Origin of the sequence: Mycobacterium sp. DL (genome assembly GCF_039729195.1) — a bacterium.
GTDB lineage: Bacteria > Actinomycetota > Actinomycetes > Mycobacteriales > Mycobacteriaceae > Mycobacterium > Mycobacterium hippocampi_A.
This window is the reverse complement of record NZ_CP155796.1, coordinates 2,441,333-2,454,016: the sequence shown is the minus strand read 5'-3', so window position 1 is coordinate 2,454,016 and position 12,684 is coordinate 2,441,333. Positions and strand designations below refer to the sequence as shown.

14 protein-coding genes are annotated in these 12,684 nt (G+C 67.8%); 7 read left to right on the top strand and 7 right to left on the bottom strand.

Annotated elements, in window-relative coordinates:
• Nucleotides 1–84: 84 nt before the first annotated feature.
• The 5 genes from hflX to ABDC78_RS11825 are packed head-to-tail and all read right to left on the bottom strand — an operon-like array spanning nucleotide 85 to nucleotide 4,914.
• Nucleotides 85–1,482 carry a GTPase HflX gene (gene hflX / locus ABDC78_RS11845; protein WP_178358572.1) on the bottom strand — a complete coding sequence of 466 codons (1,398 nt, stop codon included), beginning with the start codon at nucleotides 1,480–1,482 and terminating at the stop codon, nucleotides 85–87.
• Nucleotides 1,483–1,526: 44 nt separating this feature from the next.
• Nucleotides 1,527–2,393: a diaminopimelate epimerase gene (dapF, locus tag ABDC78_RS11840; RefSeq protein ID WP_178358573.1), complete on the bottom strand. Its 867-nt coding sequence runs from the start codon at nucleotides 2,391–2,393 to the stop codon at nucleotides 1,527–1,529.
• A gap of 4 nt (nucleotides 2,394–2,397) precedes the next feature.
• A complete protein-coding gene (gene miaA / locus ABDC78_RS11835) occupies nucleotides 2,398–3,324 on the bottom strand; it encodes a tRNA (adenosine(37)-N6)-dimethylallyltransferase MiaA (RefSeq protein WP_178358574.1) in 927 nt (308 codons plus the stop codon).
• Nucleotides 3,321–4,016, bottom strand: coding sequence for a hypothetical protein (locus ABDC78_RS11830; RefSeq protein ID WP_178358575.1), 696 nt, complete (start codon nucleotides 4,014–4,016; stop codon nucleotides 3,321–3,323). Before ABDC78_RS11830 ends, miaA begins: the two co-directional genes overlap by 4 nt.
• 22 nt (nucleotides 4,017–4,038) lie before the next feature.
• Nucleotides 4,039–4,914, bottom strand: a complete 876-nt coding sequence (locus ABDC78_RS11825; RefSeq protein WP_178358576.1) for a DMT family transporter — start codon at nucleotides 4,912–4,914, stop codon at nucleotides 4,039–4,041.
• Between the two features lie 207 nt (nucleotides 4,915–5,121).
• On the opposite strand from ABDC78_RS11825, the gene ABDC78_RS11820 reads away from it, so the two are divergent.
• Nucleotides 5,122–6,477 carry a DUF349 domain-containing protein gene (locus ABDC78_RS11820; RefSeq protein ID WP_178358577.1) on the top strand — a complete coding sequence of 452 codons (1,356 nt, stop codon included), beginning with the start codon at nucleotides 5,122–5,124 and terminating at the stop codon, nucleotides 6,475–6,477.
• 25 nt (nucleotides 6,478–6,502) lie between these two features.
• Here the strand turns inward: ABDC78_RS11820 and ABDC78_RS11815 are convergent, their stop codons facing one another.
• Together ABDC78_RS11815 and miaB are read right to left on the bottom strand one after the other, a co-directional pair.
• Complete coding sequence (locus tag ABDC78_RS11815; RefSeq protein ID WP_178358578.1) at nucleotides 6,503–7,102, bottom strand: hypothetical protein; 600 nt, start codon at nucleotides 7,100–7,102, stop codon at nucleotides 6,503–6,505.
• Entirely contained in the window at nucleotides 7,099–8,619 is a 1,521-nt protein-coding gene (gene miaB / locus ABDC78_RS11810; protein WP_178358617.1) for a tRNA (N6-isopentenyl adenosine(37)-C2)-methylthiotransferase MiaB, read from the bottom strand. Before miaB ends, ABDC78_RS11815 begins: the two co-directional genes overlap by 4 nt.
• Before the next feature lie 138 nt (nucleotides 8,620–8,757).
• On the opposite strand from miaB, the gene ABDC78_RS11805 reads away from it, so the two are divergent.
• Genes ABDC78_RS11805 through ABDC78_RS11780 form a run of 6 tightly spaced genes read left to right on the top strand, consistent with a single transcriptional unit; the run spans nucleotide 8,758 to nucleotide 12,681 of the window.
• A complete protein-coding gene (locus ABDC78_RS11805) occupies nucleotides 8,758–9,486 on the top strand; it encodes an amino acid ABC transporter ATP-binding protein (RefSeq protein ID WP_178358618.1) in 729 nt (242 codons plus the stop codon).
• 52 nt (nucleotides 9,487–9,538) lie between these two features.
• Nucleotides 9,539–10,381, top strand: coding sequence for a glutamate ABC transporter substrate-binding protein (locus tag ABDC78_RS11800; RefSeq protein ID WP_178358579.1), 843 nt, complete (start codon nucleotides 9,539–9,541; stop codon nucleotides 10,379–10,381).
• 31 nt (nucleotides 10,382–10,412) lie between these two features.
• Nucleotides 10,413–11,093, top strand: coding sequence for an amino acid ABC transporter permease (locus ABDC78_RS11795; RefSeq protein WP_178358580.1), 681 nt, complete (start codon nucleotides 10,413–10,415; stop codon nucleotides 11,091–11,093).
• A complete protein-coding gene (locus tag ABDC78_RS11790) occupies nucleotides 11,090–11,971 on the top strand; it encodes an amino acid ABC transporter permease (RefSeq protein ID WP_178358581.1) in 882 nt (293 codons plus the stop codon). Before ABDC78_RS11795 ends, ABDC78_RS11790 begins: the two co-directional genes overlap by 4 nt.
• A gap of 30 nt (nucleotides 11,972–12,001) precedes the next feature.
• The gene (locus ABDC78_RS11785; RefSeq protein ID WP_178358582.1) at nucleotides 12,002–12,415 is read left to right on the top strand and encodes a DUF1622 domain-containing protein; all 414 of its coding nucleotides are present in this window, start codon (nucleotides 12,002–12,004) and stop codon (nucleotides 12,413–12,415) included.
• The gene (locus ABDC78_RS11780; RefSeq protein ID WP_178358583.1) at nucleotides 12,412–12,681 is read left to right on the top strand and encodes a hypothetical protein; all 270 of its coding nucleotides are present in this window, start codon (nucleotides 12,412–12,414) and stop codon (nucleotides 12,679–12,681) included. The genes ABDC78_RS11785 and ABDC78_RS11780 overlap by 4 nt, the downstream gene beginning before the upstream one ends.
• Nucleotides 12,682–12,684: the final 3 nt, after the last annotated feature.

Here is a 12,684-nt window from a genome sequence, read left to right as displayed (position 1 = left end):
TGTCCACAGAGTGGGCGGGTGTTCCGCAGCCGACGTTCTCGTTGAGCCTACCGCACCACCGTGTGTGCGACGCACTCGCCGCGATCAGTACGTCGCGAACCCGCTCAACCCGACAGCGAGTGAAATCGGTACGCGGGCCTTGATCCTGGTGCCAGAAGCGCTGTGCTCCATGGCATCGACGCGCCCGTCGGCATGCACGCGGTTGACGAGATCGCCACGGCTGTAAGGGATAGTGACATCGATCACTACATCACGGGGGGCGATCAACTCCGCCATCCGGGAGCGCAACCGCTCCATCCCGTCGCCGGTGCGCGCGGACACGAACACCGCGTCGGGCAGCGCGCGCCGCAACTTCGCCAGCGCCAGATCTCCTGCGGCGTCGATCTTGTTGACTACCAGCAATTCCGGCGCCGCCTTGCCGTCGTGGTCGGCCACGACATCCCTCACTACCTGCCGAACCGCATTGATCTGGGCCAGCGGATTGACGTCCGACCCGTCGACGACGTGCAGCAACAGCTCGGCGTCGACGACCTCCTCGAGTGTCGACCGGAACGCCTCGACCAGCTGGGTCGGCAGGTGGCGGACGAAACCCACGGTATCGGTCAGGACGACCTCCCGGCCGTCGGCGAATTCACCACGGCGAGTGGTCGGCTCGAGCGTCGCGAACAACGCGTTCTCGACCAGCACACCGGCACCGGTCAGCGCGTTGAGCACACTGGATTTGCCGGCGTTCGTGTAGCCGACGATGGCCACCGAAGGCAGGTCGCTGCCGAGCCGCCGGCTGCGCTGGGTATCGCGCACCTGCTTCATTGCGCGAATCTCCCGGCGCAGCTTGGCCATTCGTTCACGGATCCGCCGGCGGTCGGTCTCGATCTTGGTCTCACCCGGGCCGCGGGTACCCACCCCGCCGCCGCTGCCACCTGCACCACCACCCTGCCGGGACATCGACTCGCCCCAGCCGCGCAGCCGCGGCAGCATGTACTCCATCTGAGCGAACGCCACCTGGGCCTTGCCCTCCCGACTGGTGGCGTGCTGGGCGAAGATGTCGAGGATCAGCGCGGTACGGTCGATGACCTTGACCTTGACGGCTTTCTCCAGAGCATTGAGCTGCGCGGGGCTCAGTTCGCCGTCGCAGATCACGGTGTCGGCGCCGGTGGCTTGGACGACCTCGCGCAGCTCGGCTGCCTTGCCCGAGCCGATGTAGGTCGAGGGGTCCGGCTTGTCGCGGCGCTGGACCAGGCCCTCGAGCACTTCGGAGCCTGCGGTCTCCGCAAGCGCCGCGAGCTCAGCCATGCTGGCGTCGGCGTCGGCGGCGGTGCCGTCCGTCCACACGCCGACCAGGACGACACGTTCGAGCCGCAACTGGCGGTACTCGACCTCGGTGACGTCGGCGAGTTCGGTCGACAGGCCCGCCACGCGGCGCAGTGCCACCCGGTCTTCGAGGGCGAGTTCGCCGGTGCTGGGAATGTTGGGTTCAGTCATGTACTCGGAGATGTTGCCCTCTCGGGGTGCGTCCTGCATCTGATTTACTGCGCCCGCCACCAAGCGTCGGACAGTTCGCCGTCGGCGACCAGGACCGACGGCCCCCGCAGGTAGCTCGCGGCGTCGGTGATGGTCACCGCGACCTCACCGCCGGGAACCCGGACCCGCAGGGTTCCGGTCGTACGTCCGTCGTGCTGCAGGGCGGCGAACGCGGCGGCCACCGTTCCCGTCCCACACGAGCGGGTCTCCCCCACACCACGTTCATGCACCCGCATGGTCACTGCGCCGTCGACCGGGGCGGTCAGCACTTCGACATTGACCCCCTCGGGGAACTGCGAGGCGTCGAACGAGACGGGCGCAGCGACATCGAGGGCGGCGAGGTCGGCGTCGGTGAGGGCGGCGTCAACACAGGCCAGGTGAGGATTGCCGACGTCGACTGCCACCCCGGCGAAACGGCGCCCACCGACAACGGCCGAACCGCTCCCGAATTGACTGGCCTTGCCCATCTCGACGGTGACGTCCGCGCGCAGCGCACCGGCGTCGTGCAGTTCGACCGGGCGCGGACCGGCCAGCGAGCCGACGACGAACTGACGGCGCCGTTCCAAGCCGTGCGCCCACAGGTAGTGGGCAAAAACCCGCACCCCGTTGCCGCACATCTGCGCAGGAGAACCGTCGCCGTTGCGGTAGTCCATGAACCAGTCGTCAGCGCTCACGCCTTCGGGCAGTTCCTCGAGCACACCCGCATCGCGTGCCGCGCCGGCGATGGTGACACGCAGCAGTCCGTCCGCACCGAGGCCACGCCTGCGGTCGCAGAGGGCAGCGACCGCCGCCGGCGTCAGGTCGATCGCGGCGGTCAGGTCGGGCAACAGCACGAAGTCGTTCTCCGTGCCGTGCCCCTTGGCGAACTTCACCTGCTCAGGATACGTCGCGCCACAGGCGCAGCACCCGGTCGACGTTTCCCGGGGCGGCTCCGTCGAGCCAGGTGATGCGGTGATCGCGGCGGAACCACGACCGCTGTCTACGCACATAGCGGCGCGTGCCGATGAACGTCGGCTCGTGGGCGGCCGATCCGTCTCCACCGGCATCCAGGTCGGCGATCACCTGCGCGTATCCCAGCGCCCGCGACGCCGTCACCCCGTCGCGCAGACCTCTGCCCAGCAGCGAGGTGACCTCCTCGACCAGACCGCAGGCGAACATCGTGTCGGTTCGGCGCGCCAGTCTTTCATCAAGAATCGTTGTCTCCCAATCCAACCCGATGATCGCAGTGTTCCATCGCGGTGCGCCGATCCGGGGCGCCGACGCGGCGAACGGCTGTCCGGTGAGCTCGACGACCTCCAATGCCCGCACGATGCGGCGGGCGTCGGTGGGCAGTATCGATGCCGCCGCGGCCGAGTCGACGCGGGCCAGTTCCCGGTGCAGCGCAGCCACGCCGCCCTCGGCGAGGCGCTGCTCCCACCGTGCCCGTACCTGCGGGTCGGTGGCGGGAAATGCCCATTCGTCGAGCAGTGACTGGATATAGAGCATCGATCCGCCGACCACGATCGGCACCGCTGACCGCGCGGCGATCGCCTCGACGTCCGCCGCGGCGGCCTGCTGGTAGCGGGCGACGGTGGCGGTCTCGGTGACGTCGAGGACGTCGAGCTGGTGGTGGGGCACCCCGCAGCGCTGCTGCGCCGGCAGCTTGGCGGTGCCGATGTCCATGCCGCGATACAGCTGCATCGCGTCGGCGTTCACCACCTCGACGGCGACCTCCGAGGCGAGCGCCCCGGCGATGGCCAGCGCCAACTCCGACTTGCCCGTTCCGGTCGGCCCGACGATGGCCAGCGGGCGCGGGTTGCTCACGGATGCCAGACGCCGACGAAGTAGCCGACGCCGTAGGGCGCGCCACGGTAGAGCTCCCGGGTCGTCCGCACAGGGGAATCGACCAGTCCGGCCAGCACCTGGTGGGCGACGCGGCCGACGATGCCGTCGGGCAGGCGGGTCAGCGCCGCGGTGTCACCCGCCGCCAGAGCGTCGTCCAGCGCCGCCTGCACGGGGACCGACTGCGGGTCGTAGCCTCCCGGCGCGGGCGGGGTGAGGGTGTTGGCGCCGTCGGCCACGACGAGAACCCCGACCGGCTCGTCGCTGCGCGCGATCTCCGCGCGCAGCGCCCGGCCGAACCCCACCGCGGTGTCGCACCCGTGATCGCCGCGATAGACCCGCATCTCGACGGCGGCGCCGGGCGCCGCGATTCCCCGTAGCCACCCCGCAATCAGGACGCACAGCGGCAGCCGGATCGGGGCGCTGCCTGATTCGACGGCACCGCCGGACAGCCCGACCCGCACGTCGGCGCCGTAGCCGGCGAAGGTACCCACCGATTCGGGGCCCGCGACACTGTCGGCCGACCCCACGCCGATACCGATCCACCGCGCGGGCAATGCCGTCACCGCCGACCGCGCGGCATCGCGCAGATCCGTAGTCTCGGTGGCGGCCGAGGCCGCGAGTTCGGGAACCATGACCGGCGCCGACGGCACGATCGCGATGGCGCTCAGCACGCCACCAAGGTAGCCGCCGGGTTCAGACGGGTTCGCGGGTGGCGGCTTCCCCCCGTGCCAGCGCCGCAGCCGCCGCGATCATCACGGTCACCGCGAGGACGAGGATGACCCAGCCCGCTTCGCCCGGGCGCAACGTCTCGCCGAGAACGACGACGCCGAGCGCGCACGCCACCAGCGGCTCGGTGAGCGTCATCGTCGGCAGCGAGGCCGTCAGCGCACCGGCACGGAACGACGCCTGCTGCATCGCCGTGCCCGCGATCGCGACGACGACCCATATGTAGAGCTCCGGGGTGACGAGTAGCTCCCCCACACCCGCCCAACTCGTCACGTCGAGGCGGTCCACCACAGCCTTGGTCAGCACCGCGAACAGTCCCCACAGCGTGCCCGACACCACCGCGAGCAGCACCGCGCTCGTCGGTCCCGACCACACTCTGGCTCCCAGCAGGCACAACGCCACGACGGGCCCCAGGACCGCCGCCACCTCGAGCCACGTCTCCAGCGAGGCGCGCGACTGGCCGGCGGTCGGATTGCCGACCGTGACGATGACGATCACTGCCCCGGCAAGCAGCACAGCCCAGATCCACTGCCACCGCGTGACCCGCCGGTGTGCCTGCCTCGCGCTGATCGGGAGCGCGAACAGCAGCGACGTGACCAGCACCGCCTGCACCAACAGCACCGAACCCAGACCGAGCGCTGCGGCCTGGAAGGCGAACCCGGCGGCGGCCACTCCGCTGCCCAGCCACCACTGGCGGTCCCGCAGCAGGCTCAGGAACAGCGTCAGGTGGCCGACGGGCTCGTCGGTCACCTCGTGGGCGGACCGCTGATGGATGACATCACCCACCGCGATGAAGAACGCGGCGGCGAGGGCGAGCAGAACAGCGATATCCGCTCTCGCCATCTACGACCTCCCCGGGTTTTCGACCGAGCTTAGATACCGGGCATCCCAACGCATGGGCGCAGCACCCGATGACCTGTTTCAATGGCTGCTACAGCGTTCGGTAGGTTTCGTCGGCTGACAGAACTTCCGACGCTGGGGTCAGCTACCAGGCGCCGCGTTGCGCGGCAGGTGCGCGGAGGTCCGCGCGGAGGGCACGAGGTTACCGATATGACGATCACCGATCCGGGCGGTCCCCAGGACTCCCAGCACGACGCGCCGAAGCCGAAGCCGGGCCCGCGGCCCGGACCGGGTTCCGCGCGACCGGGGCCGAGACCGGCCGCTCCCGCCAAACCGGCGACCGCCGGTGTCGCCCCGACCAGCGACCCCCATCGATTCGGGCGGGTGGACCCGGACGGCACCGTATGGCTCATCACGTCCTCCGGAGAGCGCAACATCGCCTCCTGGCAGGCCGGTGACACCGAAGCCGCCTACGAGCATTTCGGTCGGCGCTTCGACGACCTGCAGACCGAGGTGTTGCTGCTCGAACAGCGGCTGGCATCCGGAGTCGGCGACGTACGCAAGATCCGCGGTGCCGCGTCAGCCCTGGCCGAGACCTTGCCAACGGCTCACGTGCTGGGAGATATCGACTCCCTGGCCGCCCGTCTCCAGGCGATTCTCGAACATGCCGAGAGCGCCACCGCAGAGGAGAAGGCCAGGCGTGAACAGGCCCGCGCCGAGCAGGTCGCACGCAAGGAGGCCCTGGCCGCCGAGGCCGAGGAGTTGGCCGCCAACTCCGTGCAGTGGAAGGCCGCCGGCGACCGGATGCGAGCGATCCTCGACGAGTGGAAGACGATCACCGGCCTGGACCGCAAAACCGACGATGCGCTGTGGAAGCGTTATTCGGCCGCGCGCGAGACGTTCAACCGTCGCCGGGGCTCACACTTCGCCGAGCTCGACCGCGAACGGGTCGGCGCCAAGCAGGCCAAGGAGTCGCTGTGTGTGCGCGCCGAGGAACTGTGTGACTCCACCGAGTGGAGTGCGACGTCGGCGACGTTCCGCGACCTGCTGACCGAGTGGAAGGCCGCCGGCCGGGCCGCCAAGGACGTCGACGACACGCTGTGGCACCGGTTCAAGGCAGCTCAGGACAAGTTCTTCTCGGCCCGCAATGCAGCGACAGCCGAACGCGACGCGGAGTTCAAGTCCAATCTCGCCGCCAAAGAGGCCCTTCTGGCCGAGGCCGAGAAACTCGACGCCTCCGACCTCGATGCGGCACGCGCGGCGCTGCGCACCCTCGGAGACAAGTGGGACGCTATCGGCAAGGTCCCCCGTGAGCGCAGCGCTGATCTGGAGCGCCGGCTGCGTGCGGTCGAGAAGAAGATCCGCGATACGCCGTCCGGCGGGGTCGACCCCGAGGCGCAGGCGCGCGCGGACCAGTTCCGGGTCCGCGCCGAGCAGTTCGAACGTCAGGCGGAGAAGGCAGCCGCCGCCGGCCGCACCAAGGATGCCGAGCAGGCTCGGGCCAGCGCCGAGCAGTGGCGTCAGTGGGCCGACGCGGCCGCCGACGCGCTGGGCAAGAAGAGATAGCCGGCCCCGGACCGTAGAGGTCGGGTCAGGATTTCTCCGGTCCGGGCTGCTCGTCGTCGCCGAAGCTGTCGAGCACGCTCTTCTGCCGGCTTTCGGCTGCCAACCGTCGGCGATCCTCTTCGGCGGCCAGGTGCAACGCGGTGCGGGTGAGCACCACCCTGGCCCAGTTGTAGGCGAGCAGGATCACCGCCAACCACGCCAGGATCAGCCCGATTCCGGGGCCGGGGAGCGACTCCAGATCGGTCTGGCGGGACCACACCGACAGCAGCCCCAGGATCGACGCCACCGACGAGCCCGCCAGCGCGATCCACGCCAGCGCCCAGCGTCTCGTCAGCAGGGCCAGGATCGAGAAGCCGACGCTGAAGACCAACGCGAACCACGTGAAAACCCTTGACGGCAATGCGATCCCGTTACTGATCGCAGCGTCGGAGCCGACCAGCACGTCCAGTCCCCTGGCACCGCCGGTGTGCGGCAGCACGAGGGTCACCAACAGGACGAACACAAAGATCGCGATGGCAACCGCGCGAGGCCCCGGGTCGATCTCACCTGCGACGCGGCGCTCTGCTGCTTCGAGGTCACCCTTGAAGTCGTTGAACTCCGACTCTCCACGCGATTCCGGGGTCATCGGGTACACCCCACGGCTTCGGGCCGGGCTTCGGGGGCGCCCAATCCGGGCATTCCCAGACCGACACCGGTGCGGGGCTTGCGGCCCGCGGCGTGCGCGTCGCCTGCACGGGTACGCCGATGTTCGATCAGCGTGGCGTCGGCGATCAGATGATGCGGTGCGGCACCGGTCACGGTGGTGACGACGATGTCACCGGGCCGGATCTGTTCGGTTCCGCCGGGGGCGAAGTGCACCAACCGTCCGTCGCGCGCCCGGCCCGACATGCGGGCGGTGCTGGCGTCCTTGCGTCCCTCTCCTGTGGCTACCAACAATTCGACAGTCCCCCCGATCTGAGCGGCGTTCTCTTCGAGTGAGATTCGCTCCTGGAGTTCGATCAGTCTCTGATAGCGCTCGGACACAACGGCTTTGGGAATCTGACCGTCCAGGTCCGCCGCCGGGGTGCCGGGACGCTTGGAGTACTGGAACGTGAACGCGGTAGCGAACCGGGCAGCGGCGGCGACGTCCAACGTGGCCTGGAAGTCCTCTTCGGTCTCACCCGGGAAGCCGACGATGAGGTCGGTGGTTATCGCGGCGTGCGGGATCGCTGCGCGCACCCGTTCGATGATCCCGAGATATCGCTCCGCGCGGTAGGAACGCCGCATCGCGCGCAGGATGCGATCGGATCCCGACTGCAGCGGCATGTGCAGCGTCGGGCACACGTTGGGGGTCTCGGCCATCGCCTCGATCACATCGTCGGTGAACTCGGCGGGGTGCGGCGAGGTGAAGCGCACCCGTTCGAGTCCGTCGATGCTGCCGCAGGCCCGCAGCAACGTGGCGAATGCGCCACGGTCACGCGGTTGGTCGCGGTCGGCGAACGACACACCGTAGGCGTTGACGTTCTGCCCCAGCAGGGTGATCTCCAGAACACCCTGGTCGACCAGGGACCGGACCTCGGCCAGCACATCGCCGGGGCGACGATCCACCTCCTTGCCGCGGAGCGCGGGAACAATGCAGAACGTGCACGTGTTGTTGCATCCGACGGAGATCGAAACCCATGCGGCATAAGACGACTCGCGACTGGCCGGCAGTGCCGAGGGGAATTCCTGCAGCGCCTCGGCGATCTCGACCTGCGCGACACGGTTGTGGCGGGCGCGGTCGAGCAGGGCGGGCAGCGAGCCGATGTTGTGGGTGCCGAACACCACGTCGACCCAAGGGGCCTTTCGCAGCACCGTCTCGCGGTCCTTCTGCGCCAGGCAGCCGCCGACAGCGATCTGCATATCGGGCTCGGCATGCTTGCGCGGAGCCAGATGACTGAGGTTGCCGTACAGCTTGTTGTCGGCGTTCTCACGCACCGCGCAGGTGTTGAAGACGACGACGTCGGCGTCCGCACCCTCGTCGGCCCGCTGATATCCCGCCGCCTCCAGCAGTCCGGAGAGCCGCTCGGAATCGTGCACGTTCATCTGACAGCCGTAGGTCCGGACCTGGTAGGTGCGTGCGCGACGGTCGAGGGCTGCCCCGCCCGTCTGCGGCGCCACCATGGAAGTCACGGCCCCCATCCTACGGACGCGCCGAACCCATCTCAGCACGCGGTGATCTGGGCGGATTGTCGAGTTGCGGGCAGGCTGGGCGTTACCTGGGTAAGGTCACTGCCCATGGAGAGCGCCTCGGCCGTGCCGATGATCTCGATGAAGTCCGTCGACAAGCATTTCGGTGAGCTCCATGTGCTCAAGGACATCAACCTCGAAGTCGCCAGGGGGCAGGTCGTCGTCGTGCTGGGACCATCGGGTTCCGGCAAGTCGACGTTGTGTCGCACCATCAACCGCCTGGAGACGATCGACTCGGGCACCATCGCGATCGACGGTGAGGTCCTGCCGGAAGAAGGCCGCAAGCTCGCGCAGTTGCGGTCCGACGTGGGGATGGTGTTCCAGTCCTTCAATCTGTTCGCGCACAAGACAATCGTCCAGAACGTGATGCTGGCCCCGATGAAGGTCCGCAAGTCGTCCAAGACCGCGGCACGGGAGAAGGCGATGAGCCTGCTCGAGCGGGTCGGCATCGCCAACCAGGCCGACAAGTACCCGGCTCAGCTGTCGGGCGGTCAGCAGCAGCGGGTGGCGATCGCCCGTTCCCTGGCGATGGACCCGAAGGTGATGCTGTTCGACGAGCCGACCAGTGCCCTCGATCCGGAGATGATCAACGAAGTGCTCTCGGTGATGGTCGCGCTGGCGACCGAGGGCATGACGATGCTCGTGGTCACCCACGAGATGGGGTTCGCACGACGGGCCGCCAACCGCGTGGTGTTCATGTCCGACGGCGCCATCCTCGAGGACGCGGAACCGGTGGAGTTCTTCGACAACCCCAAAACCGATCGCGCGAAGGACTTTCTCGGCAAGATTCTCCACCATTGACGACCCCATCGACGTCTACTCGATGACCGCCCTGCGAAAGGAAACACCGAGAATGGCTCCCATTTCTCAGAAGTCACTGTCCAAGCGCGTCCTGGGTGCCGCGGCACTGGCGATCGCACTCCCCTTTGCCGCGGTCGCCTGCGGCGGCGGCGACAGCGGCGGTGGTGGAGGTGACGGCGACTCGATCGTCATCGGCACCAAGTTCGATCAGCCCGGCCTCGGGATGCAGAACCCCGACGGCACGATGAGCGGCTTCGACGTCGACGTGGCGACCTATGTGGCCGGCGAGCTCGGCTACACCCCGGAACAGATCGAGTGGAAGGAAGCGCCTTCGGCGCAGCGCGAGAACCTGATCCAGAACGGCCAGGTCTCCTTCATCGCGGCGACGTACTCGATCACCGATGCCCGCAAGGAGAAGGTCGCGTTCGCCGGCCCGTACCTGATCACCGGGCAGAGCCTGCTGGTGAACGCGGACAACACCGACATCACCGGAGCTGCGTCTCTGGAGAACAACAAGATCCTGTGCTCGGTGTCGGGTTCGACGCCGGCGCAGAAGATCAAGGACGAGTACGCCGGCGTGCAGCTGCAGCAGTACGACACGTACTCGGCGTGCATCGAGGCGCTCCGCAACGGCGCGGTCGACGCTGTGACCACCGACGAGGTCATCCTCGCCGGCTACGCCGCGCAGTCCCCCGGGGACTTCAAGATCGTCGGCGAGCCGTTCTCCGAGGAGCGCTACGGTATCGGCCTGAAGCTGGACGACGCGGAGATGCGCACGCAGATCAACGATGCGCTGACGAAGATGGAGGAGAGCGGCGCCTGGAAAGAGGCGTTCGACAAGAACCTCGGCCCCGCGGGCATCACCGCTCCGGCCCCGCCGCCGCTCGACAACTGAGGAATCCGGCCAGAGAACCAAGGGTTCCCCAGTGGAAGTTTTCACCGAGTACCGCGAGGAGATCTTCTCCGCGTTCTGGACGACGATCCAGCTGACGGTGTTCTCGGCGATCGGTGCACTTGTGATCGGCACGGTGCTGGCTGCGATGCGGCTGGCACCGGTGCCGATGCTCAATTGGATCGGCACGAGCTATGTCAACATCGTGCGGAACACTCCACTGACGCTGATCATCTTGTTCTGCTCGTTCGGGCTGGCGCAGACACTGGGGATCACCTTGGCCAGTCGGCAGTCGCCGACGTTCATCGCGGACAGTGGCTTTCGGCTGGCACTGCTCGGTTTGACGGTCTACACCGCCGCATTCGTGTGTGAGACCGTCCGCTCCGGCGTCAACACCGTCCCACTGGGTCAGGCCGAGGCAGCCCGGTCCCTCGGCCTGACGTTCGGGCAGAACCTGGGAGTTGTGCTGCTGCCACAGGCTTTTCGCGCGGTCATCATCCCGATGGGTTCGGTGTTGATCGCCCTGACCAAGAACACGACGATCGCGTCGGCGATCGGGGTGGCCGAGGCGGCGCTGCTGATGAAGGAGATGATCGAGAACACTGCGGCGGTGATGGTGGTCGGCTCCATCTTCGCGTTCGGATTTGTTGTCCTGACGCTGCCGCTGGGGTTGTTCTTCGGCTGGCTCGGCAAGCGGATGGCGGTGTCGAGGTGAGCGGAGCATCGGTCCTGTTCGACGCGCCCGGCCCCCGGGCGCGGGTGCGCAACCATGTGATCAGTGCGATCACCGCCGTGGTGGTGCTGCTGGTGGCGTGGGTCGTCTACTCGCGACTGAACAGCAGCGGACAGCTCACCGCGGCCAAGTGGGAGCCCTTCCTGACGCCGGATCTGTGGCGGACCTACGTCCTGCCCGGCGTGAGGGGCACGCTGACGGCTGCCGCCGTGTCGATCGTGTTCGCGCTGGCCCTGGGCTTTGTGCTGGGTGTGGGCCGGATGTCGACACACACCGGTATCCGCTGGGCTTCATCGGTGTTCGTCGAGTTCTTCCGCGCGGTGCCGGTGCTGATCATGATGATCTTCGCCTACTTCCTCTACGCGTTCTATGACGTCTTCCCGTCCCAGTACCTGGCGCTGGCCGGTGTCATCACCGGCCTGACGCTGTACAACGGCGCCGTCATCGCCGAGATCGTCCGAGCCGGGGTGAATGCGCTGCCCCGCGGACAGGGTGAGGCGTCCTCGGCTCTGGGCCTGACGTCGGGGCAGACGATGCGGGCGATCCTGCTCCCCCAGGCAGTCACGTCGATGTTGCCCGTCCTGATCTCCCAACTGGTGGTGGTCCTCAAGGACACGGCGATCGGCTATCAGATCACGTTCGTCGAGATGGTCCGACAGGGCACGGTGGTCGGTTCGTCCTACGGAAACTACATTCCGGCACTGATCGTCATCGCCTTGCTGATGATCAGCGTCAACTTCGCGCTGTCGTGGTTCGCGACATGGCTCGAGAAGCGCATGCGGAAGTCGCGGCGTGGTGGTGCCCCGCTGGACCCCGGTGCTGTGGAGACAGAGGGGGCTCCCGGCGCGAAGGTCCTCTGACCTTCGCGGTGGGATGCCCGGAACCTGACGATGACGCAGACGTTGCACGCTCTCGAGATCCTGCCCGAGTGGGCGTTGCGCGACATGGTCGACCTCATGGTGCGGCTCATCGAGGGCTGCGGCGCCATCGTGATCATGATCGGGGCGATCGTCGCGATGGTGAAGTTCGCCGTCGCGCTGGTGCAGCGCGACATCAATCAGTTCTCCGCGGTTCGCTTGTCGCTGGCCCGGTTTCTCGTGCTGGGGCTGGAGTTTCAGCTTGCCGCTGACGTCCTGCGGACGGCAATCTCACCGTCGTTCGAGGAGATCGGCAAGCTGGCGGCGATCGCCGCCATCCGCACCATCCTGAACTACTTCCTCAACCGCGAGATCGCTCAAGAGCAGCACGAGATCGAGATGGCAAAATCGCCGCGCCAGCCCTCCGGGCCGCCGCAGACGCCATGAACATCGCGGTCGGTGCGGCGTGGTGTATCGCTCTTGCCGCAATCCTGCTCGGTGTCACCGCGCTGGCCACGTTCCGCCAACCACTACTCGCGCTGCGGGTGATGGTGGACCTGTTCGTCGCGGCGGGACTGCTGCGGTTGAGCGTCGATCTCTCGTGGGCGACCATCGCCGGCACCGTGACCGTGATCGCAGTGCGACTTCTACTCACCCACAGCCTGACCTCAGACCTGATCGGGGCACGCCGACGCCGAGCAGACGCCGGCTAGGCC